General features: G+C 59.6%; 21 protein-coding genes and 1 pseudogene. 12 read left to right on the top strand and 10 right to left on the bottom strand.

From position 1 onward, the window contains the following. Positions 1–2: 2 nt before the first annotated feature. The 4 genes from hutU to hutI are packed head-to-tail and all read right to left on the bottom strand — an operon-like array spanning position 3 to position 5,192. Positions 3–1,673: a urocanate hydratase gene (gene hutU, locus DHN60_RS20500; protein ID WP_108839177.1), complete on the bottom strand. Its 1,671-nt coding sequence runs from the start codon at positions 1,671–1,673 to the stop codon at positions 3–5. Next, positions 1,670–2,470, bottom strand: coding sequence for an N-formylglutamate deformylase (hutG, locus tag DHN60_RS20495; RefSeq protein WP_108839176.1), 801 nt, complete (start codon positions 2,468–2,470; stop codon positions 1,670–1,672). The genes hutU and hutG overlap by 4 nt, the downstream gene beginning before the upstream one ends. Further along, on the bottom strand, positions 2,467–4,002 hold the full coding sequence (hutH, locus tag DHN60_RS20490; RefSeq protein WP_108839175.1) for a histidine ammonia-lyase: 1,536 nt from the start codon (positions 4,000–4,002) through the stop codon (positions 2,467–2,469). Before hutH ends, hutG begins: the two co-directional genes overlap by 4 nt. Further along, complete coding sequence (gene hutI / locus DHN60_RS20485) at positions 3,999–5,192, bottom strand: imidazolonepropionase (protein WP_108839174.1); 1,194 nt, start codon at positions 5,190–5,192, stop codon at positions 3,999–4,001. The genes hutH and hutI overlap by 4 nt, the downstream gene beginning before the upstream one ends. Positions 5,193–5,268: 76 nt before the next feature. Here hutI and DHN60_RS20480 point away from each other — a divergent pair, with 76 nt between their 5' ends. Both DHN60_RS20480 and DHN60_RS20475 read left to right on the top strand, forming a co-directional pair. Continuing rightward, positions 5,269–6,633 (top strand): formimidoylglutamate deiminase, encoded by a 1,365-nt coding sequence (locus DHN60_RS20480; protein ID WP_108839173.1) that lies wholly within the window; start codon positions 5,269–5,271, stop codon positions 6,631–6,633. After that, positions 6,630–7,331 (top strand): UTRA domain-containing protein, encoded by a 702-nt coding sequence (locus DHN60_RS20475; RefSeq protein ID WP_108839172.1) that lies wholly within the window; start codon positions 6,630–6,632, stop codon positions 7,329–7,331. Before DHN60_RS20480 ends, DHN60_RS20475 begins: the two co-directional genes overlap by 4 nt. Before the next feature lie 4 nt (positions 7,332–7,335). On the opposite strand, the gene pobA is transcribed toward DHN60_RS20475, so the two are convergent. The 4 genes from pobA to DHN60_RS22425 form a co-directional block, all read right to left on the bottom strand. Beyond that, entirely contained in the window at positions 7,336–8,505 is a 1,170-nt protein-coding gene (pobA, locus tag DHN60_RS20470) for a 4-hydroxybenzoate 3-monooxygenase (protein ID WP_108839171.1), read from the bottom strand. A 59-nt stretch (positions 8,506–8,564) separates the two neighbouring features. Further along, entirely contained in the window at positions 8,565–10,094 is a 1,530-nt protein-coding gene (locus DHN60_RS20465) for a trimethylamine methyltransferase family protein (RefSeq protein WP_108839170.1), read from the bottom strand. Further along, positions 10,091–12,496, bottom strand: coding sequence for an FAD-dependent oxidoreductase (locus DHN60_RS20460; protein ID WP_108839169.1), 2,406 nt, complete (start codon positions 12,494–12,496; stop codon positions 10,091–10,093). The genes DHN60_RS20465 and DHN60_RS20460 overlap by 4 nt, the downstream gene beginning before the upstream one ends. Before the next feature lie 100 nt (positions 12,497–12,596). Next, entirely contained in the window at positions 12,597–13,337 is a 741-nt protein-coding gene (locus DHN60_RS22425; protein ID WP_159089322.1) for an IclR family transcriptional regulator, read from the bottom strand. 141 nt (positions 13,338–13,478) lie between these two features. On the opposite strand from DHN60_RS22425, the gene DHN60_RS20450 reads away from it, so the two are divergent. From DHN60_RS20450 to DHN60_RS20405, 10 genes are read left to right on the top strand one after another with little or no spacing between them, the layout of a single operon-like run. Then, a complete protein-coding gene (locus DHN60_RS20450; protein ID WP_108839167.1) occupies positions 13,479–14,318 on the top strand; it encodes a cyclase family protein in 840 nt (279 codons plus the stop codon). Between the two features lie 49 nt (positions 14,319–14,367). Further along, positions 14,368–14,721 (top strand): cupin domain-containing protein, encoded by a 354-nt coding sequence (locus tag DHN60_RS20445; RefSeq protein ID WP_108839166.1) that lies wholly within the window; start codon positions 14,368–14,370, stop codon positions 14,719–14,721. Further along, positions 14,718–15,515 carry an SDR family NAD(P)-dependent oxidoreductase gene (locus DHN60_RS20440; protein WP_108839165.1) on the top strand — a complete coding sequence of 266 codons (798 nt, stop codon included), beginning with the start codon at positions 14,718–14,720 and terminating at the stop codon, positions 15,513–15,515. Before DHN60_RS20445 ends, DHN60_RS20440 begins: the two co-directional genes overlap by 4 nt. Continuing rightward, a complete protein-coding gene (locus DHN60_RS20435; protein WP_108839164.1) occupies positions 15,512–16,429 on the top strand; it encodes a 3-hydroxyacyl-CoA dehydrogenase family protein in 918 nt (305 codons plus the stop codon). Before DHN60_RS20440 ends, DHN60_RS20435 begins: the two co-directional genes overlap by 4 nt. A 29-nt stretch (positions 16,430–16,458) precedes the next feature. Beyond that, the gene (locus DHN60_RS20430) at positions 16,459–17,730 is read left to right on the top strand and encodes an ABC transporter substrate-binding protein (RefSeq protein WP_108839163.1); all 1,272 of its coding nucleotides are present in this window, start codon (positions 16,459–16,461) and stop codon (positions 17,728–17,730) included. Positions 17,731–17,736: 6 nt separating this feature from the next. Next, the gene (locus DHN60_RS20425) at positions 17,737–18,465 is read left to right on the top strand and encodes an ABC transporter ATP-binding protein (RefSeq protein ID WP_108839162.1); all 729 of its coding nucleotides are present in this window, start codon (positions 17,737–17,739) and stop codon (positions 18,463–18,465) included. After that, positions 18,458–19,168, top strand: a complete 711-nt coding sequence (locus DHN60_RS20420; RefSeq protein ID WP_108839161.1) for an ABC transporter ATP-binding protein — start codon at positions 18,458–18,460, stop codon at positions 19,166–19,168. Before DHN60_RS20425 ends, DHN60_RS20420 begins: the two co-directional genes overlap by 8 nt. Next, the gene (locus tag DHN60_RS20415) at positions 19,165–20,031 is read left to right on the top strand and encodes a branched-chain amino acid ABC transporter permease (protein ID WP_306416023.1); all 867 of its coding nucleotides are present in this window, start codon (positions 19,165–19,167) and stop codon (positions 20,029–20,031) included. The genes DHN60_RS20420 and DHN60_RS20415 overlap by 4 nt, the downstream gene beginning before the upstream one ends. Positions 20,032–20,069: 38 nt before the next feature. After that, on the top strand, positions 20,070–21,038 hold the full coding sequence (locus tag DHN60_RS20410) for a branched-chain amino acid ABC transporter permease (RefSeq protein ID WP_108839160.1): 969 nt from the start codon (positions 20,070–20,072) through the stop codon (positions 21,036–21,038). Between the two features lie 3 nt (positions 21,039–21,041). Further along, positions 21,042–21,971 (top strand): 3-keto-5-aminohexanoate cleavage protein, encoded by a 930-nt coding sequence (locus tag DHN60_RS20405; protein WP_108839159.1) that lies wholly within the window; start codon positions 21,042–21,044, stop codon positions 21,969–21,971. 10 nt (positions 21,972–21,981) lie between these two features. Here the strand turns inward: DHN60_RS20405 and comE are convergent, their stop codons facing one another. After that, a complete protein-coding gene (gene comE / locus DHN60_RS20400; protein WP_108839158.1) occupies positions 21,982–22,536 on the bottom strand; it encodes a sulfopyruvate decarboxylase subunit beta in 555 nt (184 codons plus the stop codon). After that, a pseudogene (locus DHN60_RS20395) lies at positions 22,533–22,757 on the bottom strand (sulfopyruvate decarboxylase subunit alpha); the annotation flags it as partial. The pseudogene DHN60_RS20395 and the gene comE, both read right to left, overlap by 4 nt.

Raw genomic sequence — 22,757 nt, 5'->3', positions numbered from 1 at the left:
CGTTATCCCCCGAGGATTGCTGGCAAGTTCAGCCCCTGATCGCGCGCGCAATCCAGAGCATCCTGATACCCTGCATCGGCGTGCCGCATCACGCCTGTCGCCGGATCGTTCCACAGCACATTGGCGATCCGCCTGTCGGCGTCTTCTGTCCCGTCACAGCAGATCACCATGCCAGAGTGTTGGGAAAAGCCCATACCAACTCCACCTCCGTGGTGCAGCGACACCCAAGTCGCCCCGCTTGCGACGTTCAGCATCGCGTTCAGCAGCGGCCAGTCAGAAACCGCGTCAGAGCCGTCTTTCATCGCCTCTGTTTCCCGGTTGGGAGAGGCGACAGACCCTGAATCAAGATGGTCCCGTCCGATCACGATCGGAGCGGAGAGTTCGCCGGTCCTCACCATCTCATTGAACGCCAGCCCCAGTTTGTGCCGTATGCCCAGACCCACCCAGCAGATACGCGCTGGCAGCCCCTGAAACGCGATCCGTTCCCGTGCCATGTCGAGCCAGTTGTGCAGGTGCGGATCGTCTACCAGCTCTTTCACCTTGGCGTCGGTTTTGTAGATATCTTCGGGATCGCCCGACAGTGCACACCACCGGAAAGGTCCAATCCCGCGGCAAAACAGCGGGCGGATGTAGGCGGGCACGAAGCCTGGGAAAGCGAATGCATTTTCAAGCCCTTCTTCTTGTGCGACTTGCCGTATGTTGTTGCCGTAATCCAGCGTCGGCACGCCGGCGTTCCAGAAATCCACCATCGCGGCGACTTGCACCTTCATTGACGCACGCGCGGCCTTTTCGACCTCTTTAGGTGCGGTCTCTTGTTTGACGCGCCACTCTGCGACGGTCCAGCCCAATGGCAGGTAGCCGTGGATAGGATCGTGGGCCGAGGTCTGGTCCGTGACCATGTCCGGCCTGACACCGCGCCTGACGAGTTCGGGGAAAACGTCCGCTGCGTTGCCAATGAGGGCGACCGATTTGGTTTGGCTTGCTTGCGTCCATTCCTCGATCATCGACAGAGCAGTGTCGAGATCATGAGTCTTTTCATCGACATACCGGGTTCGCAGTCGGAAATCGGCGCGCGTTTCATCGCATTCCACGGCCAGGCAACATGCCCCGGCCATCACGGCAGCAAGCGGTTGCGCCCCGCCCATCCCGCCCAGTCCACCGGTCAGGATCCAGCGGCCTGTTAGGTTGCCGTCGTAGTGCTGCCGCCCCGCCTCCATGAAGGTCTCATAAGTGCCCTGCACGATCCCTTGCGTCCCGATGTAGATCCACGATCCAGCGGTCATTTGCCCGTACATCGCGAGGCCCCGCCTATCGAGTTCGTTGAAATGCTCCCAAGTCGCCCAGTGCGGGACGAGGTTGGAATTGGCGATCAACACGCGGGGGGCGTCTTTGTGTGTGTTGAACACGCCCACAGGTTTGCCTGACTGCACCAGCAGCGTCTGGGTGTCCTCGAGGTCTTTGAGCGCGGCAACGATGCGATCGAAATCCTCCCACGTCCGCGCAGCCCGACCGATACCCCCATAGACCACAAGTTCGTGCGGGTTCTCGGCCACGTCCGGGTGCAGGTTGTTCATCAGCATGCGCATAGGCGCTTCGGTCAGCCAACTTTTGGCGGTGATGTCCGGGCCGGTGGGGGCAAAGACGTCGCGGATGTTGTGGCGGGGGGACGTCATGAGGAGGCTCCTAGAGTTGGGGCAAGCGCAGTCAGGCTTGCCAGAATGTGGGTCAGGTGGTGGCGCAGGCCTGCGGCTTTGGTCGCGTCATAGGTCCACGGGGCCGCTTCGTTTTGCAGATACGTGGATTGGGCCAGTTCCATCTGGATCGCGTGGATGCCCCGTTCTGGTTGGCCGTAATGCCGTGTGGTCCACCCACCTTTGAAGCGCCCGTTCAGGACAGATGAATACCCGGGCGCAGTCTTGCAAATGCCTTGAACAACCTCCGTGATCTGCGGTGCACAGGTTTTCCCTTGGTCCGTGCCAATGTTGAAATCGGGCAGTATGTCATCGAAGAGGAAGGGAATATGTGAGCGAATAGAGTGGCAGTCATACAGGATGGCGATGCCATGTTTGGCCTGAACTCGGGTCAGTTCGGACTGTAGTGCTGCGTGATATGCAGCGTGGTAGTTTGCCCGTCGGGTTTCAATGTCAGCACCGGTGGGCGGGTCGGTCCAGATCGGCGCCCCATCAAAATCGGTCAGCGGCACCAGCGTTGTGGTATTCTGTCCGGGGTAGAGGCTTGCGCCTGCCGGATCACGGTTGGCATCAATGACGTAGCGGTGAAAGTTTGCCCGCACCACACCCAACCCCGGCAACAGATCGGCGTAGAGTTGATCAATGTGCCAATCCGTATCCGCGAGCGCCTGCCCATTGCTGTTCAGGTTGGCCATGATTTCTGGCGGCACATACGTACCCGCATGGGGGATGCCGAGGACAAGTGGGCCGTCTCCCTGAATGACAGTGACGGGCGTCATGCGTCTTGTCCTTTGACGAAGGCTGGCAGGGCTACTGCATCACACAGCGCGCCGGTTGCAACAAAACGCGCAGCGGCTTCGATGTCGGGGGCCATGTACCTGTCCTCGCCAATCGCGGGCACGTCGCGGCGCAGCACGTCAATGGCCTGCTTCAAGGGTTTGCTAGTCTGCAAGGGCGCACGAAAGGCAATGCCTTGTGCGCCGCAGATCGCTTCGACCCCCAAAATCACGTTGAGGTTGGCGTTCATCCGCTCCAGGCGACGCGCGGCATGGGCGGCCATGCTCACGTGGTCTTCCTGATTGGCGGAGGTTGGTGTGCTGTCAGTCGTGCAGGGGTTGGCCAGATGCTTGTTTTCGCTCATCAGCGCGGCGGTTGTGACTTCGGCGATCATAAGACCGGAATTCAGACCCGGATCCGGAGTGAGGAACGGGGGCAAATCAAAGGACAGCGTTGGGTCCACCATAAGCGCCACACGCCGCTGCGCTATGGCCCCGATCTCGGAAATGGCGATGGCGATCTGGTCGGCGGCAAAGCCGACCGGTTCAGCGTGAAAATTACCCCCGGACACAATCAGATCATCGTCCACCAGCACCAGCGGATTGTCAGTGACCGCGTTGGCCTCGACCTCGAGAGTACGCCCGGCAAAGTGCAACAGGTCCATAGTGGCCCCGGTCACTTGCGGTTGGCAGCGGATGCAATACGGATCTTGCACTCGGGTGTCCCCGTCACGGTGACTATCCCGGATTTCGGAGCCTTGCATGAGGTCACGCTGCGCGCGTGCGACGGCAATCTGCCCCGCATGGCCGCGCAAGGTATGGATCGCATCCTGTAAGGGAGCAGTGGACCCCATGATCGCGTCTGTCGAAAGTGCACAGGTGACAACGGAGGTCGCAGCATTTTGCCAAGCCCCCCAAAGGCCAACAAGCGCGCAGGCTGTCGAAAACTGGGTACCATTGATCAGGGCGAGCCCTTCCTTGGCCCCAAGCGTGACAGGGGTCAGCCCTGCCTGATTAAGCGCCCGACCAGCAGGCATGCGTTGGCCTTCGAAAGTTGCCTCACCCTCGCCCATCATGGCGGCGGCCATATGCGCCAATGGTGCTAGATCTCCCGAGGCCCCAACTGACCCCTGTGACGGGATGACAGGCTGGACGTCTTTGGCGAGCATCCTTTCGATCTGCGTGATGATGCCCATGCTTACACCCGATGCTCCGCGCCCGAGGGACAGCAGTTTCAAGGCCATCATCAGTCGTGTGGTGGCAGCATCCAGTGGATCGCCCACCCCACAGCAGTGGGACAGGATCAGGTTGCGCTGCAAACGGGCGACGCCCGCAGGCGCAATCTTGACGCTTGCGAGTTTGCCAAAGCCCGTGTTGATCCCATAGACGGCCTGATCCCCAGCGGCGGCCAGTTCCACTGCTTTGGCAGCGGCTTTGATCCCTTCGTGGGATGACGGATCAAGGGTCACGGGGCCCTGCTCTGACCAGATGGCGTGTAATTGTGAGAGCGTGGTCTCTCCCGGTATCAGGATCATAGCTGCCCCCTGAAAATTCGCGCATGCAGCGGGTTGAACCCGATGCGATAGGCCAGTTCTGCCGGATGCTGCACGTCCCAAACGCACAAATCGGCCTGCGCGCCGGGCGCGATCCTGCCTCGGTCGGTCATGCCCAGCGCGTTGGCCGCATGTGCCGTGACGCCCAACAGCGCTTCGAGCGGGGTTAGCCGAAACAGGGTGCAACCCATGTTCATCGCCAGCAAGAGCGAGGCCAGGGGGGAAGAGCCGGGGTTGCAGTCCGTCGCCAGTGCCATGGGCACGCGGTGGGTGCGGAAGGCCTCGACTGGCGGCGATTGAGTTTCTCTCAATGTGTAGAATGCGCCCGGCAACAGAACTGCGACAGTACCTGCCTTGGCCATGAATTTAGCATCAGTTTCAGTCGTGTACTCAACATGGTCCGCGCTTAACGCCCCGTAGCGCGCCGCCAATTGCGCCCCACCCATATGCGACAGTTGTTCCGCATGCAGTTTGACTGGCAGGCCCAGTTCTCGGGCCACATCAAAGATCCGGGCGATTTGGGCTGTGTCAAAGGCGATGCCTTCGCAAAATCCATCCACTGCATCCACCAACCCTTCGGCATGGGCGGCGCGTAGCGTTGGGATGCACACAGTATCGATATACGCATCCGGATCGCCGATGAATTCTGGCGGGACCGCATGCGCGCCCAAGAAGCTGGTGCGGATGTCCACGGGGCGCTTGGCACTGATCTGGCGCGCGACCCGCAGCATTTTCAACTCAGTGTCCTGATCAAGGCCGTATCCGGACTTCACCTCGATCACCGTGACGCCTTCGGCGATCAACGCGTCAACACGTGTCAGCGCATCGGCGAGGAGAGTTTCAGGGTCAGCCGCGCGCGTGGCCTTGACGGTAGAGACGATCCCGCCACCTGCTTTGGCCACCTCTGCATAGCTGGCCCCGTTCAGTCGCTGTTCAAACTCTGCGGCCCGATTGCCGCCAAACACGACGTGGGTATGGCAGTCGATCAATGCCGGGGTCACAAGCCGACCGTCCAGATTCCGTACTGGGAGAGAGGCGTAGCTATCGGGGAGGTCACGTTCCGCTCCGACCCACGAAATGCGGTCACCGTCCAACACGACGGCGCCCGCTTCGATTAGGCCGAACGTGTCGTCGGTACGCAATGTGGCAATGGTGGCATTGGTCAAAAGCACTGGGGCGACTCACTTGCGATAGGTTGGCTTTAATGTTTTTATGCATGCACATATTAATCTGTCAAGCGAGGCGGTAATGCAAACGATCTGGGCTGAAACGGCTTTGCTGCCCTCTGGCTGGGCGGAACAGGTCCGCGTGGATGTCGATGCGAATGGCCGTATTCACTCGGTTGTGTCGTCGGTTCCACGGGCCGGAACGACTGTGCCTTGTCTGTTGCCCGCCCCCGTCAACGTTCACAGCCACGCCTTTCAGCGCGCGATGGCAGGTCTTACAGAAGCGCGTGGGCCTGATCCGACCGACAGTTTCTGGACGTGGCGCCAACTGATGTACCGGTTTCTGGATCGGCTGACCCCAGATCATATCGAGGCGATCACCGCGCTGGTTCAGATGGAGATGCTGGAGGCGGGATATGCCACGAATACCGAGTTCCATTACCTCCACCATCAACCGGGCGGCGCGCCCTATGATGCGCTCGCCGAAACATCTGAACGCATATGCGCTGCTGCTGCACAGACAGGGATCGGGCTGTGTCTGCTTCCCGTCCACTATGAGTTTGGGGGCTGTGATCGGCGTGCTTTGGGGCCCGGTCAAATCCGCTTTGGCAATTCGATGGAGCGGTTTCAATCGCTTTGTGGCGATGCGGCCACCTCTCTTCGGCACTTGCCGGACGATGCGACATCGGGCGTCGCCCCACATTCGCTGCGCGCTGTCGGGACGCAAGACCTGACCACTTACACAGACCTGTTCCCAAGTGGTCCTATCCATATGCATTTGGCTGAACAGCGCGCTGAAGTGGACGAAGTTCTGCAACATCTACAGTCCCGACCCGTGACATGGGCGCTGGACAATATGGACGTGACGAACCGCTGGTGTCTGATCCATTGTACGCAGATGACACCAGACGAAACTGTACGGCTGGCCCGATCGGGCGCGGTTGCAGGCCTTTGCCCGATCACTGAAAGCAGTCTGGGCGATGGCATCTTTGACGGGGTCCGGTGGTGTGATGCAGGAGGTACATTTGCCATAGGCTCTGACAGCAATATCCGTATTTCGCTGAGTGAGGAGCTACGCATGCTCGACTATTCGCAGCGGCTGCGGGATGGGACACGCGCAGCGTTGGCTACGACGGACAAATCCACAGGGCGGCAGGTGTTTGATAAGGTGTCGCAGGGCGGGGCACAGGCAACGGATCGCGCCAGCGGGCAGATCGCAGAGGGCCAATGGGCAGACCTGATGGCCCTTGATACAGCGTCGGAACACCTTTGGGGTCGCAGCGCTGATCAAATCCTTGATGCGTGGATATTTGCGTCTGATGACCGCTTGGTCCAAGACGTGTGGGCTGCTGGTCGTCACATGGTGCGTGATGGTTTGCATATCCATCGCCCGCGCATCGTCGCTGCTTACAAAAAGACCCTAGACGCCTTGAGGGACGCCATATGAATTCACCTGCCTTTCGCGACTGGCAATCTGTGCAAGACGAAGTCCTGCGCCGCATTCGCACCCGTATGTGGGAGCCGGGTGCGATGATCCCAAACGAAGCAGACCTGGCTGTCGAATTTGGGTGCGCGCGTTCAACCGTCAACCGCGCTTTGCGCAGCCTGGCCGAGGCCGGTTGGCTGGATCGACGCCGCAAGGCAGGGACCCGCGTGGCTGCGCAACCCATTGCAAAGGCAACCCTAAGCATCGCCGTGATCCGGCATGAGATCGAAGAACGTGGTCAAAAGTACAGCTATCAACGGGTCGCGCGGACCTTGAGCGTTCCTCCGCTGGACGTCAGTGCGGCGATGCGCATGCCCGCAGAAACTGTCATGCTTTACATCCGCGCGCTGCATCTGGCGGATGATATGCCCTATGCGCTGGAGAGCCGCTGGATCAATCTACAAGTGGTTCCGGGCGCGCAGGATGAGCCATTTCAAAACCTGAGCGCCAATGAATGGCTGTTGCGCCATGCGCCCTACTCAGACGGTGAGATTGCCTTTTCAGCCGTGAATGCGGGAGAGGACGAGGCTGAACTGTTGGCGTGCCCCGAGGGCGCCGCACTGTTTGCGGTCGACCGTTTGACGTGGGATGGCGATGCGTCTGTCACCAAGGTTCGATTGCTGTTTGCGCCGGGCCATCAGATGCGCACCAAATTGTAGGCGTCTAGTAGGGCAGCCCAACATAATTCAACGCCATAGCGGCCTGCGCCTCTGGGCTGTCGCGCAAAAAGGCGAGTTCGGCCAGTTGCATCTTTTTGTCGAAATCGGTCTGGCCCGGGTAGTGGTGCATCAGGTTTGAAAACCACCAACTGAAGCGCTGCGTTTTCCAGACCCGCGCCAACGCCTTTTGCGAATATGTGTCGATGCCGTGACTGTCGCCGTCGGCGTAGAACTGGCGCAGACCTTGGTTGAGGTAATGCACATCCGACGCGGCGGTGTTGAGCCCCTTGGCGCCGGTCGGCGGCACGATGTGTGCAGCATCCCCGCACAGGAACAAGCGGCCCCAGCGCATCGGTTCGGTCACGAAACTGCGCAAGGGGGCGATCGATTTTTCGATGCTTGGACCGGTGATCAGAGTCTCTGCTGCCTCTGCTGGAATTCTGCGGCGCAGTTCATCCCAGAAGGCGTCATCGGTCCAGTTGTCCGGGCTGTCAGCCGTATCGCACTGAATGTAATAGCGGCTCAGTTGCGCGTTGCGCATCGAACACAAGGCAAAACCACGGGCTGAATTGGCATAGATCAGTTCATCGTTCACAGGCGGTGTTTCGGACAGCACACCAAGCCAGCCAAAGGGATAGACCTTTTCAAAATCAGTCCGCACGGCATCAGGAATTGTCTTGCGGCTGACCCCGTGGAAACCGTCACAGCCCGCAACGAAATCACAATCAATGTGATGGCTTTCCCCGCCCTGATCAAAGGTCACGAAGGGTGCGTCCGTGTCCGCGTCGTGGATGACCACATTGTCGACTTCAAAGCGGGTGTCGCCCCCGGTGGCATCACGTGCATCATAGAGATCGCGCGTCACTTCGGTCTGGCCATAGACCATGACAGTCGCATCCGTATGGTGCGCAAAGTCGACCCGGAACATTTCGCCATCATAACCGATCAGCGTGCCATCATGGACGAAACCTTCGGTCTTCATCCGAGCATCGACGCCAGCTTGACCCATCAGGTCTACCAGCCCCCGTTCCAGCACACCCGCGCGGATACGGCCCAGAACGTAGTCGCGCGATTTGCGTTCGAGAATGACCGCGTCGATCCCGGCAAGGTGCAACAACTGCCCTAGTAACAACCCGGACGGCCCGCCGCCGACGATCACAACTTGTGTGCGCATTATCCCCTGCCCTTGATCATGGGTACAGTGCTACACGCGGCACCTTGGTGCGTGCAAGATCAGCTTTCGGGGGCGCAGCCGCCCCTTGCCGTGGCTGTTGCGATATAGCGGTCCAACTCTTCGAGCTGGTCTCCATTCCCCGTCGGAGGGACGAAGTCGCGCAGGATGCCTTTCCAGATATCGGTCGCCCGTGTGGTGGCATCGACATTGCCCCGTTCGGTCCACGTACCAAAGTTGGAAAAATCGGCCACAAGCGGTTCGTAGAATTCTGTCTGGTACCGTTCCATCGTATGGGCCGCACCAAAGAAATGTCCGCCGGGTTGCACCTCTTCCAGTGCATCGAGCGCAATCTCGGCCTCTTCCGCCGGAGTTGGCACGCAGAGTTCAGCAACCATTTGCAACACTTCGACGTCGGTGATCAGCTTTTCGTAAGAGATCGTCAGACCCCCTTCGAGCCATCCGGCGGCGTGCAGCGTCACTGTGGACCCTGCAAGCAAGCAACCCCACGTGCCGAACTGCGTTTCATTAGCCGCCTGCACATCGCCAAGGTTCGCCGCAGAACCGGATGCGCACCGCCATGGCAAACCGATATGGCGCGCCAGTTGCCCCGCCGCGAGCGATGCCTTGAAGTGTTCGGGTGTGCCAAAGATGGGCGCACCGGATTTCATATCCACGTTGGAGGTGAACGTGCCGTAGCACACGGGCGCACCGGGGTTGATCATTTGCCCAAGCGTGATCGCCGCCAGTGCTTCTGCGTGGGACAGGGTCATCGCGCCTGCGACCGTGATCGGGGCCATCGCCCCCATAAGCGTAAACGGTGTGATAATCGCCATTTGCCCGGCACGGGCGAAATCCATGACCCCTTGCGCCATCGGTATATCAAGTTGGCGCGGTGAGTTGGTATTGATGATCGTGTAACAGTGCGAGTTGGCAGCAAAATCGGCATCCGAGAGACAGCGAAAGCATTGCAACATCTCGAAAGACTCGGCCACTTGCCCGGCCCCGCGCGCATAGATGAACGGGACCTTGTCCGTCAGTTCCATCTGCCCCTTGGTCATCGCGTAGTGACGCAGGTGCATGGGCACATCCTGCGGTTCGACCAGCGGCGGGATCATATGCAGCACGTCGAAATGCTGCGTCAGGCTGATCAACTCGCGAAAATCCTGTTCGGTGCCCGGACGGCGGCCACGTTCGATATCGGTGGCATGAGGACAGCCCGCACCAGGTTGGAAAACCATGGAGCCAAGTTCCATCAGCAAGTCACGCGCGGGATTGCCTGCAAACACCGGGAAAGACTTTGGGGCTGTGGCCAGCGCCGCCTCGATAATGTCGCGCCCGATATGGACCATCTGCGATGTTTCATCGACGAGCGCACCGGCGGTTTTGAACGCGGCCCGCGCCCCCGGGTGAAGCACCTTGATCCCAAGCCGTTCCAACACGTCCAGCGATGCCTCATGGATCGCAACGATCCGGTCGTCAGAGAACACGTTCATCGGCGGGAACGGATTGCGCAACTGGCTGTAATCCGTGCTGCGCGTCTTGGTGGGTGGCGCGCCGCGCCCGCGGCGACGTGGGCGGTGTTCGCTCACCGGCGCATCGCTTTGCCGGCCGGATCGTAGGGGGAGGCTGCGATGACCTTGGCGTCACGCTCTACCCCAACAATATGGACCTTGAGGTCTGACCCTTCACCGCTGTGTTCGGTGTCCACCAGCGCCATGGCCAGAGACTTGCCCGTGGTGTGCCCAAACCCGCCCGAGGTGACAAAGCCAACGCGTGCGCCATCTTTCCATATTGGCTCATAGCCGGACGCATCCGCACCATCTGCGTCGACCTCAAGGGTGACCTGCCGCTGCGCGGGTCCGTTTCCGTCCCGTTCAGCCACAGCAGCGGCCTTGCCCACAAATTCCTTGTCCCAGTCGATCCAACGATCCATGCCCGTCATGCCGGGTGTGTAGCCTTGGGTAAATTCTGCCGACCAAATGCCAAAGGATTTTTCGAGGCGGAGGGACAGCAGGGCATTAAAGCCATATTCGATCATTCCGTGATCGGCACCCGCCGCAAGCAGCGTGTCGCGCAATGCCTTGAGGTCGCCAGCGCGGCAGTGCAACTCAAAACCCAGCTCGCCCGCCACCGAAAGCCGCCCGACGTGGCAACGCACAAGGCCCACGTCCATTTGACCACAGCCCATAAACTTGAGCGCGTCTGCATCGCCGTCGCTCAGCGCGGCGCGCAACACCTCGCGGGATTTGGGCCCCGACAACGAAAGGCCGCCCATCTCATCGCCGAGATCACGAACGGCTACGCCGTCTTCCATATGTTTATTGAACCAGCGCATGTGCCACGCCCGCAGGTAGTAAGATCCGGTGATCCAATATCGCCCGTCTCCCCAGTTAAAGATCGTCAGATCGCCTTTGAGACGTCCGTCTTCACCGAGCATCGGGGCCAGTTTGACCCGTCCCGGCGCGGGGAGTTTTGAGGCCATGAGCTTGTCCAGCCATGCTTGCGCATTGGGACCTGTGACCTCGAACCGCGAAAAGGCCGTGATGTCCAGCAAACCGACCGCCTCACGCACGGCGCGGCATTCTGCACCCACAATCTCATGCGCGTTGGAGCGTTTGAGCGACGGGGTTTCGGCAAAGCCCTTGGGTGCGAAGTACAGTGGCACTTCCAGATCCCAACTTTGGCCCCAAACCGCCCCTGCCTCGGATTGATCGGCGTAGATGCCAGTCATCTTTAGCGGGCGTCCCGCGGGCAGTTGTTCGTTGGGATAGGTCATCACAAAGCGGCGGGAATAGAACTGGCCGGTCGTTTCCTTGATGTATTGCTTGTTCTCGGCCCAGATGCCGTAGCGAGCCACGTCCATACCGTAGACATCCGCCTCTGGTTCGCCGTGGATCATCCATTCGGCCAGCGATTTGCCGACGCCGCCGCCTTGCAGGAACCCGGCCATGACTGCGCAGGCCGACCAGTATCCACGCTTGCCCGGCACAGGGCCGACCAATGGGTTGCCGTCGGGGGAGAAGGTGAAGGCGCCGTTGACCCATGTTTTGATACCGACATTCTCAAGCGCGGGATAGCGGCCATAGCCCATCATCAATTCGTTCTCGATGCGGTCGGTTTGCTCCTGAAACAGCTCCATTCCATAATCCCAAGGCGCACCGTCCATTGCCCAATGTTCGGTATTCACCTCATAGATACCGACCAGCAGGCCGTTTTGGTCCTGCCGGGTGTAGGTAAATCCCTCGAGGTCCACGGTCATTGGCACTTCGAAATCAAGCTCTGCCAATTCCGGCACCGTGTCGGTGACAAAGTAATGGTGCTTGAGTGGTGAGACCGGCAGTTCGACCCCAGCCATACGCCCCACTTGCTTGGCCCAAAGGCCCGCAGCATTGACCACATGTTCACAGGAAACGGTGCCCTTTTCAGTGACTATGTCCCACCCTTCCAACGTCTGATTTAATTCCAGTACGCGGTTATGTTCGACGACGGTCGCGCCGTATTTCTTGGCCGCACCTGCATAGGCATGCACCGTGCCTGTGGTGTCGATATACCCTTCGCGGTCTGCCCACATGCCGCCCAACAGACCATCACCAGACATGATCGGGTTCAGTTCCACCGCTTCTTCGACGGTGACAAGACGGCAATCGTCAATCCCGATGGACTGGAAGGTGCGATAGGCCGATTGCAGCCATTCCCAACGATCCGGTGTGCCGGCCATTGTCAGACCGCCGGTCATATGCAGGCCAATATTCTGGCCGGATTCCTTCTCGATCTCGCTTAGCAGGTCGATAGTATAGGCCTGCAACTGCGCGATGTTGGGGTCCGCGTTCAGCGCATGAATACCGCCTGCCGCGTGCCAGCTGGACCCGGCCGTCAGGACCGAACGTTCGATCAGGCAGACATCGCTCCACCCCATCTTAGCGAGGTGATACAGCACGGAGGTACCAACAACGCCGCCCCCAATGACGACAACCCGATAGTGCGAATTCATGGCGATCCCCTGTGACTGGCTTTTGGGAAAGGCTCAGACATCGGGCGGCACATGTCCAATGGATTCGCGACACCGGCAGGACAGCCAGCGACCCGTTGGATCAGGGGCCGATACTGGTCATGTGACGGGCCATCACCTCGGCCAGCCGATCTTTGACCCGGGGATAGCGGGTGCTGGGTACGGGGATCGACACGGCATAAATATCGCCCCCAACATCGCGCAGGGCGTAGCCAATCGCACAAACGCCTTCGGTATGTTCGTTTTCATCATGGGCCAGCGCACCTTGGCGGATATCCTCGACCTCGGACAGGATTGTGGCCAACGGTTTGGCGGGGTCGCCTTCCAACTCCGCAAGGATCAGTTTGGTGGCCTGCGTGGCCTCCATACGGGCCAATGCCGCTTTGCCATTTGCCGTTGTGGTCAGCGGAAACCGTTCCCCAATGCTCGACACTGTGCGCAGACGTTGAGAGCCGACAATCTGGTCGATGAACAACATGGCTGACCCCTCCAGAATGGCGAGGTCGACAGTCTCGCCTGTCTCATCAGCGATGGCCTGCATGATGGGGCGCAGCCGGTCCCGCATATCCGATGATGCGGCCTGCCCCAGACTTTGGATTTCTGGGCCAAGCCTGATTCCTGAGGCCCCTCTTTCGGTCGAAATGAACCCCTCAACCGCCAGAGCCGAAACGATCCGCTGTACCGTAGAGCGGGGCAATCCAACGCGAGTCGCGATCTGTCCAAGGCTCAGCCCTCCGGTGTCTTGCCCCAGCAGGCGGAGGATGTCCGCCGCCCGGGAAATGACCTGAATGCCCTGATTTCGTTGATTATCTTGCCCGTCCAAGCCTGTGCTCCACTTTCCGATCCCGCGTGCTGGCGGATGGCCAAGCCTAGAAAACACGGGCGATGAAAACAAGACTTGACCGTTATGCGATACACTCGCACCATATTGCGAAACACCACACACCGGTTTTGGGAGGAACAGATGGTCGTTAATATTCGCGGGATCGATTTTCAGGAAAACGACAACAACGATATGGGGATCGAGTTCGTGAACCTCAGCCACCGTTACGGGTTTCAGTGCCCGAACTGGCCCTACTTCAAGGACGTCCAGATCGATCGAAAGCACTACATGGCGAAGTCCGGTGTGTTGTCCCAGACCATCACAACCACGATGCACGTGACGACCCACATCGATGCACCTGCTCACGTCGTACAGGGCACACCTTTCATTGACGAAGTGCCGCTGCCCCACTTCTTTGGCTCTGGCCTTGTGGTGAGTATCCCCAAGAAAAAGTGGGAACAGATCACGGCGGATGACCTGGAAAAGGCATGCGGTCATGCGATCCGCAAGAACGACGTGCTGATCATCAACACCGGCTGGCACAAGCAATATGAGGATGGCGATTACTTTGCCTATTGCCCCGGTCTTGTGCCCTCGGCCGCCGACTGGATGGTCGAAAAGGGCGTGAAGGTGGTTGGTCACGACACCCAAGCCAACGATCACCCGTTGGCAACGGCCATCGGTCCACAACGCAACGGCCCGATCCTACCCCATCTTGAGGCCGAGTACCTCGAATGGTCCGGCGGCACCCCTTGGGAGGTTGATTTTCCCGAATGGGAACCTGTGCACCAGACTCTGTTCAAGAACGGTATCCTTGGTATCGAAAACGTGGGCGGCGATCTGGATCGCGTCACCGGCAAGCGCGTGACCTTTGCCTTTTTCCCGTGGAACTGGGATCGCGGCGATGGGTGCATCATCCGTCTGGTTGCGATGATGGACAAAGATCAGGCCTATCGGATCGAAGCAGGCGCGGATTTCTGAACCAGGAGGCGGAGGACACCTCCGCCCAACCGACCGGAAAGGATATGCGATGTTAGTCAAACGTTTTGACGATGCCACTTCTTACGAGGCTCCGAACCATTGGGGCGTGACCGGACTGCGCCTGCAAGGGTTTGAAAATGGCGGCCCTGAAAACCAGTGGATTGGCTTTTCTCAATTTTTGCCCGGAGGAGGCGCGGGCCCCGACGCGACCCCTTTTGAAAAGGTCTATGTGGTCATTGAGGGCGAAATGACGGTCACCATCGACGGCACTGACACTGTGCTGAGCGCAATGGACAGCTGCACAATCCCGCCGGGCGAAGTGCGCAAGATCGAGAACCGCAGCAATCACATCTGCAAAATGCTCGTCGTCATCCCATATCCTGTAGGAGGACGCCCGACATGAGCCCTGAATTGAGCCTAGACAACCCGCTCTCTTTCTTTGACGTCTCTGGCAAGGTCGCCCTGATCACTGGCGCTTCGGGTGCCTTTGGCGCGGTGGCTGCGCGGTGTCTGTCCGGTGCCGGTGCCAAAGTTGTTCTGGCCGCCGGCAATGCAGACGCGATGGCCGAAGTCGCTGACACATGCAAAGGCGAGACACACCAGATCAACGCCCGTCCTGACTCCGAAGACGCTTGTGCGGCACTGGTCGCCGAAACCGTCGCCACCTATGGCCGCATCGATATTCTCGTCGTCGCCTCTGGCATGAATAAAGTGGCCAAGATCGGCGAAATGGAGCCATCGACCTTTGAAAATGTCATGGACGCCAATGTCACCCAAAGCTGGTTGATGGCCCGCGCCGCCAGCACGCAGATGCAGGCGCAAGGGGATGGGGGCAAGATTGTGCTCATGTCATCGGCCCGTGGACTGCTGGGCCATCCAGCGGGCTACACCGCCTATTGCGCCTCCAAGGCGGCTGTAGATGGGATCACCAAGGCTTTGGGATGCGAGCTTGGCCCCACTGGCATCACCGTCAACGCCATTGCGCCCACAGTCTTCCGTTCTCCCCTCACCGCATGGATGTTCGGGGACGACGATCACGCCAAAACGGTGCGCAGCGGGTTCCTCGCCCGTGTGCCCAAGGGCCGCTTGGGCGAGCCTGAGGATCTGGCTGGGCCACTCTTGTTCCTGTCCTCAAAGGCCTCTGATTTTTACACCGGCCACATCCTCTATGCAGATGGTGGATACACCGCAGGATGAGCCGGATCGCAGTCATAGGCGGCGGTCTGATGGGCCATGGCATCGCGCTAACCTTTGCGCGCGCAGGGCACGACGTGACCGTCACCGACCCCAACACCGACATGCTGAACAGTGTGCCAGTGCGCGTATCCGAAAGCATGGCGCTGCTGGGTGCTGATGAAGCCGAAGTCGCCAACGCCCTCAGACGCATCGAATTGGCCGGAGCTGTCCAAGATGCGGTTCAAAAAGCCGACTATGTCTTCGAGGCTGCGCCAGAAAAGCTCGAACTCAAACAGTCGATCTTTGCCGAGATCGAAACCCACGCACCCGAAAGTGCGGTGTTAGCATCCAACACATCTGTCATTCAGATCACCAAGATCATGGAAGGTCTGAACGGTCGCCATCGCGCCCTTGGCACCCATTGGTGGAACCCCCCGCACATGATCCCATTGGTCGAAGTGGTGAAAACCGAATGGACCGACTCCACCCTCGCAGATGGGATGGTCACGTTGCTGGGCGACGCTGGCAAGACACCTGTGATGGTGGAAAAGGATGTGCCCGGTTTTATCGGCAACCGTCTGCAACATGCGCTGTGGCGCGAGGCGATCAGTCTGGTCGAAAACGGGATTTGCACCGCCGAAGCCGTCGATGATGTGGTCAAGGCCAGCTTTGGTCGTCGGCTGGCGGTCCTTGGCCCGCTGGAAAACGCGGATCTGGTTGGGATTGAGCTGACCCAAGACATTCACCGCCAAGTTTTGTTTGACTTGGAGGCCTCACCTGCGCCCTCATCCCACCTACAGTCCCTGCTGGATCAGGGACGCACCGGTATGGCGGCCGGGGCTGGATTTCGGGAGTGGAGGACCGAAGACCTGGCCCGCACCAAAGCGCGCGTGGCCGAACACCTAAAAAAACTAGAGGCGATATTGCCCGACTAAAGCACTGACAATTCTGGGAGGAATAACAAATGACACTCAAAACAAACAGACGCGCCGTTCTGGGCGGACTGGCCGCCACAGTCGCGGCACCGGCCATCCTGACATCCACACGCGCCTATGCCGCCAACCCCAAAATTCGCGTCGGCTTTGTCACGCCAACGACAGGCCCTCTTGCAGGATTTGCCGAAGCCGATGACTACATCATCGAAGGTCTGCGCGCCAAGTTTGCGGGCGGTGTCATGAACAACGGCAAATCCTATGACATCGAGATCATTAAGAAGGACAGCCAGTCCAACCCCAACCGCGCCGCCGAAGTCGCCGCCGAACTGATCCTGTCGGACGAGGTCGACATCATCACCGCCGCCGCGACGCCGGACACGACAAACCCCGTCGCGGATCAGGCCGAGATCAACGAAGTGCCGTGCGTCACCACCGACGCCCCATGGCAGCCTTACTTCTTTGGCCGCGGCGGCAACCCGGCAGAAGGTTTCCGCTACACTTACCACTTCTTCTGGGGCCTTGAGGACATCATCGCCAACTTTACCGGTCTTTGGAATGACGCGGGCGTCGCCAAGAAGGTTGGTGGGCTGTTCCCCAACGACGCCGACGGCAACGCATGGGGCGATGCAAAACTTGGTCTGCCCGGCCCATTGGCCGAGCAAGGCTTCGATCTGGTCGATCCCGGTCGGTATCAGCCTCTGAACGACGATTTCTCGAACTACATCGCGGTCTTCAAAGATGCGGGATGCGAGATTGTAACGGGCGTGATGATCCCGCCGGACTTTGGTACCTTCTGGGCGCAGGCCGCGCAACAGGGGTTCAATCCCAAGGTTGCAACCATCGGCAAGGCCCTGCTGTTCCCATCGGCCATCGAGGCATTGGGGGATCGTGGTGTCGGCCTCACTTCAGAAATCTGGTGGTCGCCAAGCCATCCGTTCAGCTCGTCCCTCACAGGCGCCTCTGCCGGGGATCTGGCTGCTGGTTTCTCGCAAGCCACTGGCCGCCCTTGGACCCAACCCATCGGGTTCAAGCACGCGCTGTTCGAAGTTGTCGCCGACACGATCAGCCGCGCCGAGGATCTGGACGATCCAGACGCCATCGCGGCAGCGATCAAAGGCACGAACATGTCGACCATCGTCGGCGATGTGAACTGGTCCAATGGGCCTGTGCCGAACGTGTCCAAGACACCGCTGGTGTCGGGCCAATGGCAAGCGGCAGGTGACGGTGTCGAGTTGGTGATCACCAACAACAAGCACGCTCCGGACATCCCTGTGGGCGGCGAATTGCAGCTGCTGGGCTAAACAAAGGTGTCCGCCCTCCTGTCCATCTCGGGCCTCAAAAAGTCGTTCGGCGCCGTTGTGGTGGCCGACGACACCAGCTTTGACGTGGCTCACGGCGAGGCGGTGGGTATTCTGGGGCCCAACGGGGCGGGCAAGACATCCCTATTCAACCTGATCACCGGGGCACTTGGACCCGACGCGGGTCAAATCGCGTTCGCCGGTCAGGACATCTCAAACACTTCGGCCGCGAGGCGCTGCAAACTGGGCATCGCGCGGTCTTTTCAGGTGCCCCAGCCTTTTGGGGGAATGACCGTTTTTGAAAACGCGCTGGTCGGCGCGATTGAGGGCGCAGGACTGCGCGGTCATGAGGCAGAGGACCATGTGCTGGCTGTTCTCGAAGACACCGGCCTGCTGCCCAAAGCCAATATCCGCGCCGGAGCGCTGTCGCTGCTGGACCGCAAACGCCTGGAAATGGCACGCGCGCTTGCGGCCAAACCAAAGCTCTTACTACTTGATGAAATCGCAGGAGGCCTAACCGAAGCAGAATGCACCGCCTTGATAGATACGATTAAGAGGGTCAATGCGAACGGTACGACCATCATCTGGATTGAACACGTGGTGCACGCGCTGCTGGCCGTAGTCGAACGGCTGATCGTCATAGACTTTGGCAAAAAGATTGCCGAAGGCGCGCCCAAAGCCATCATGGAAAGCGCCGAGGTCAAGGAAATCTATCTTGGGGTCGATCCCGATGTCTGACCCATTGTTGAAACTCAGCGGGCTTGATGCCCATTACGGGGATTTTCAGGCCCTGTTCGGGCTGGATATGGAAATCGCGACAGGCGAAGTGATTGCCATAATAGGGGCCAATGGCGCGGGCAAGACGACGCTCATGCGTTCGATTTCGGGGCTGCTCAGCAACGAGGCAACGCAGGTCACTTTCAAAGGACAGACCATTGGCGCACTTCGGGCCGATCAGGTCGCCTATGCTGGGATCGCGCTGGTGCCAGAGGGTCGGCAGTTGTTTCCCTCCTTGTCGGTCGAGGAAAATCTGCGGTTGGGCAGCACAGTGGGTCGGACTGGTCCGTGGTCACTGGACACCGTCTATGACCTGTTTCCAATCCTGAAAGAGCGACGCAACCAACCCTCGACATCCCTGTCCGGCGGCCAGCAACAGATGGTCGCCATCGGCCGCGCGCTGATGAGCAACCCCGAACTGATCCTTTTTGACGAGATCAGCCTTGGCCTTGCCCCCGTCACCATCAAATCAATCTATGACGCACTGCCCAACATCATTTCCGGCGGCATGACCGCCCTGATCGTAGAGCAGGACATCACCAAGGCGCTGGCCGTGTCCTCGCGCGTTTACTGCCTGCAAGAGGGCCGCGTGTCGCTGACGGGCCGGGTCGAGGATATCACCCGCGACCAAATCACAGCCGCCTATTTCGGAGTAGACGCATGATCGAATGGATCAATGCCGTGGTGCAGGGCATCCTGCTAGGCGGGCTTTACGCGCTGTTTGCTGCCGGGTTGTCGCTGATTTTCGGTGTCATGCGGCTGGTCAACATCGCGCATGGCGACCTCATTATTCTCGCAGCCTATCTTGGCCTCAGCACAACAATGCTCCTTGGGGTGCACCCCTTCGTGGCACTTCTGATCGTCATGCCCGCTATGGCCGGGATCGGGTACATCCTGCAACGGGGCCTGCTGAACAAGACCCTTGGCAGCGACATCCTGCCCCCCTTGTTGGTGACGTTCGGTCTGTCCGTGATTGTGCAAAACGCGCTGTTGGAAGGGTACACCGCCGATCCGCAAAAGCTGAATGCGGGCGCGATAGAGACGGCAAGTATTGCTGTCGGCGGGCTATCACTGGGTGTTCTGCCATTGCTGACCTTCGGCATGGCCATCGTTGTGATCGCGGGACTGCAATGGATATTCTACTCAACGGCCCTCGGGCGCGGGTTTCGCGCTGTGTCGGACAATCAGGACATTGCCCAACTGATGGGTCTGAACAAGGCGCATATCTACGGCCTCGCCATGGCGCTTGCGCTCGCAGTCACGGCGATTGCGGGCATCCTTCTAGGCGTGCGCACCAGCTTTGATCCGGCCATCGGGGGCGGGCGCCTTATATTCGGGTTCGAGGCTGTGATCATTGGCGGGCTTGGCAACATCTGGGGCACTTTGGCGGGCGGCGTGATCCTTGGCGTGGCCCAAACCATCGGAGCCAAGATTGATCCGGGCTGGCAAGTGCTGGCCGGTCACATCGCCTTCCTCGTCGTTCTGGCCGTGCGCCCGAACGGCCTGTTCCCGAGGGTCGAGCATTGAATACCGTCACCCGCGCCACTCCTGCGTCTCGCGTTGCAATGATCATTGCAGTTCTCGCCCTAATCGTGCTGGCCGCGGCCCCTTGGTGGGCGGGCCGTGCTGATTTGCGGCTGTTGGGCGAGATTTTCCTGTATCTGTCCCTTGCCTGCCTCTGGAACCTGATGGCGGGCTACGCGGGTCTGGTATCAGTGGGCCAGCAGGCCTTTGTCGGGTTTGGCGGCTACATGCTGTTCGCGCTGGCGATCTTTGGCGGGCTGCACCCAATTGTGGCGATCCTGTTGGCCGGGGTTCTTGCCGGGCTGATCTCGGTGCCAATCGCGGCCCTGATCTTTCGTCTCAAGGGGGCCTATTTCGCCATCGGCACATGGGTCGTGGCCGAAGTGTTCAGGCTAACCTTCGCGCAAATTTCTGCCCTTGGTGGTGGATCCGGCTCGTCGTTGCCCGTCGACATCGTGCGCAGCCTTGCGGACTCGCGTTCGGGTCGTGAGGCGCTCAGCTATTGGCTGGCGCTAGGCGCAGCCGTGACTGTGATCACTTGCGTCTACCTCTTCTTGCGCTCGCGGCGTGGTCTGGCCCTGACAGCCATCCGCGACAGCGAAGTGGCAGCCAGTGGCCTTGGCATCGACATCTGGCGAACCAAGCTGGAGGTCTACGTCGTCACCTCGGCCTTTACAGCTGTGATCGGTGGTCTGTTGTTCCTGCAAAAGCTACGTATCTCGCCCGATGCCGCGTTTTCGGTCAACGACTGGACCGCCTTTGTGATCTTCATCGTGGTGATCGGCGGAATCGGCACACTCGAAGGCCCGATCATCGGCACGATCCTGTTTTTCCTGCTGCGCGAAACACTGGCGGACTTTGGCACCATCTATCTTATGGTACTGGGAGTTGTTGCCATCGTTGTCATGCTCAAAGCGCCCAAAGGTGTCTGGGGCCTCGTGCGCGACCGTTATGACCTTGAACTTTTCCCGCTCAGCTACCGAGTGAACACCAAACCAAAAGGCGACTGACCCATGGCTAAATCCAAGACGATCATCACCTGCGCTGTTACCGGGTCGATCCACACGCCCACCATGTCGGACACGCTGCCCCTTACACAGAACGAGATTGCCGAACAGGCGATTGCAGCCGCCGAGGCCGGGGCATCCATCCTGCACCTGCACACGCGCGACCCACAGGACTATCGCCCGTCGGTCAACCCCGACCACTACGCGCCCATCCTGTCGCGGGTAAAACAATCCACCAATGCCGTGGTCAACATCACCACAGGCGGCGCGCCGACCATGTTGATCAAGGAACGGATCGAGGCCGCGACCAAGTTTTCCCCCGAGATGTGCAGCCTGAACATGGGGTCGATGAACTTTGCCTTTCACCCGCTCGCAGGGCGCTATGACACGTGGAAGTACGACTGGGAAAAGGACTATGTTGAGGGGTCAGAAGCGAATATTTTCCGCAACACGTTCGCCGACATCCGCGAAGCCGCTGAGACACTTGCCCCGCATGACATCAAGTTCGAGCACGAATGTTACGATGTCGGCCACCTCTACAATCTGAAATTCTGCATGGCGCAGGGCCTGTTCAAGGCGCCTGTGTTCATCCAATTCATCTTTGGCATCCTTGGCGGGATCGGGCCTGAGGTGGACAACCTGATCTTTATGAAACGCACGGCAGACCGCCTGTTTGGCGACGACTACCGCTGGTCTGTTCTGGGGGCTGGTGGCGCACAGATGGGTCTTGCAACGACCGCAAGTCAGATGGGTGGCAACGTACGTGTCGGCATGGAGGACAGCCTGTTCATCAAGCGCGGCGAGTTGGCCGAATCCAACGCCCAGCAGGTCGCCAAGATCCGCCGTATCGTCGAGGATCTTGGCAACAAAGTCGCAACTCCGGATGAGGCGCGCGAGATCCTCGCCCTGAAGGGCGGGGACCGGGTCGGCTTTTAAGGGCTGGCCCCTAGCTTGCCACAGCCTTCATAAAGCGGTCTTTGATGACGACGGGGTCCATTGTGATCACCGGCAGCTTGATGTTGCCGCTGTCGCATTTCACCACGATGATCGTCATCTGCTTGCTGTCGATCGCCGCTTGCAAGGTCGCGCCCGTGTCCACGTCCTGACAGGTGACAACGTTCTCGCATCCGCAGGCCGCGGCCACTTTCTCAAGCGCCGTCTTCTTGCCCGCATAGGTCGGCTGATCCCCGGTCGAGCCATACGACCCGTTGTCGATGATCATCAGGATGTAGTTGTCGGCCACGTTGTTGGCGATGGTCGGCAGCGTGCCGAGGTTGGTCAGMACCGACCCGTCCCCATCGATGGAGATCACGGTTTTGTCTTGCGCCAGMGCCAGACCAAGCCCGATGGACGAGGATAGGCCCATGGTGCCCAGCATGTAAAAGTTGGTGGGCTGATCGTCGATCATGTGCAGTTCCTGGCTGGGCAGGCCAATGTTGCAGACAACCAGCTGGTCACGAAGGATGGGCGCGATCTCGCGCAGGATTTCAGAACGGATCATTGGTCGCCATAGCCTCCCCAGAAGTTGGCGTCCGTCAGGATCGCCACCGGTTTGTTGCACATGAAGGTGTATTTCAGGATGTTGTCCAACTCCTCGACATCTTTCTGCCAGTGGAAGTGGTAGGTCGGGATGTTCAGCTGGGCCAGCAGCGCCTTGGTGTGGACGGCCATTTCGACTTGGCAGGCGACAGGTTCGCGCAACTCTCCGCGATAAGAGATCAG

Origin of the sequence: Tateyamaria sp. Alg231-49, assembly GCF_900143535.1 — a bacterium.
Taxonomy (GTDB): Bacteria; Pseudomonadota; Alphaproteobacteria; order Rhodobacterales; family Rhodobacteraceae; genus Tateyamaria.
This window is presented reverse-complemented; position numbering and strand designations above follow the sequence as displayed.

Bases quoted from the DNA above. Each gene is read 5' to 3' on its own strand.
- hutU (WP_108839177.1), bottom strand. From the start codon at position 1,673: ATGACGTCCCCCCGCCACAACATCCGCGACGTCTTTGCCCCCACCGGC.
- hutG (WP_108839176.1), bottom strand. From the start codon at position 2,470: ATGACGCCCGTCACTGTCATTCAGGGAGACGGCCCACTTGTCCTCGGC.
- hutH (WP_108839175.1), bottom strand. From the start codon at position 4,002: ATGATCCTGATACCGGGAGAGACCACGCTCTCACAATTACACGCCATC.
- DHN60_RS20480 (WP_108839173.1), top strand. From the start codon at position 5,269: ATGCAAACGATCTGGGCTGAAACGGCTTTGCTGCCCTCTGGCTGGGCG.
- DHN60_RS20475 (WP_108839172.1), top strand. From the start codon at position 6,630: ATGAATTCACCTGCCTTTCGCGACTGGCAATCTGTGCAAGACGAAGTC.
- pobA (WP_108839171.1), bottom strand. From the start codon at position 8,505: ATGCGCACACAAGTTGTGATCGTCGGCGGCGGGCCGTCCGGGTTGTTA.
- DHN60_RS20460 (WP_108839169.1), bottom strand. From the start codon at position 12,496: ATGAATTCGCACTATCGGGTTGTCGTCATTGGGGGCGGCGTTGTTGGT.
- DHN60_RS20450 (WP_108839167.1), top strand. From the start codon at position 13,479: ATGGTCGTTAATATTCGCGGGATCGATTTTCAGGAAAACGACAACAAC.
- DHN60_RS20445 (WP_108839166.1), top strand. From the start codon at position 14,368: ATGTTAGTCAAACGTTTTGACGATGCCACTTCTTACGAGGCTCCGAAC.
- DHN60_RS20440 (WP_108839165.1), top strand. From the start codon at position 14,718: ATGAGCCCTGAATTGAGCCTAGACAACCCGCTCTCTTTCTTTGACGTC.
- DHN60_RS20435 (WP_108839164.1), top strand. From the start codon at position 15,512: ATGAGCCGGATCGCAGTCATAGGCGGCGGTCTGATGGGCCATGGCATC.
- DHN60_RS20430 (WP_108839163.1), top strand. From the start codon at position 16,459: ATGACACTCAAAACAAACAGACGCGCCGTTCTGGGCGGACTGGCCGCC.
- DHN60_RS20420 (WP_108839161.1), top strand. From the start codon at position 18,458: ATGTCTGACCCATTGTTGAAACTCAGCGGGCTTGATGCCCATTACGGG.
- DHN60_RS20415 (WP_306416023.1), top strand. From the start codon at position 19,165: ATGATCGAATGGATCAATGCCGTGGTGCAGGGCATCCTGCTAGGCGGG.
- DHN60_RS20410 (WP_108839160.1), top strand. From the start codon at position 20,070: ATGATCATTGCAGTTCTCGCCCTAATCGTGCTGGCCGCGGCCCCTTGG.
- DHN60_RS20405 (WP_108839159.1), top strand. From the start codon at position 21,042: ATGGCTAAATCCAAGACGATCATCACCTGCGCTGTTACCGGGTCGATC.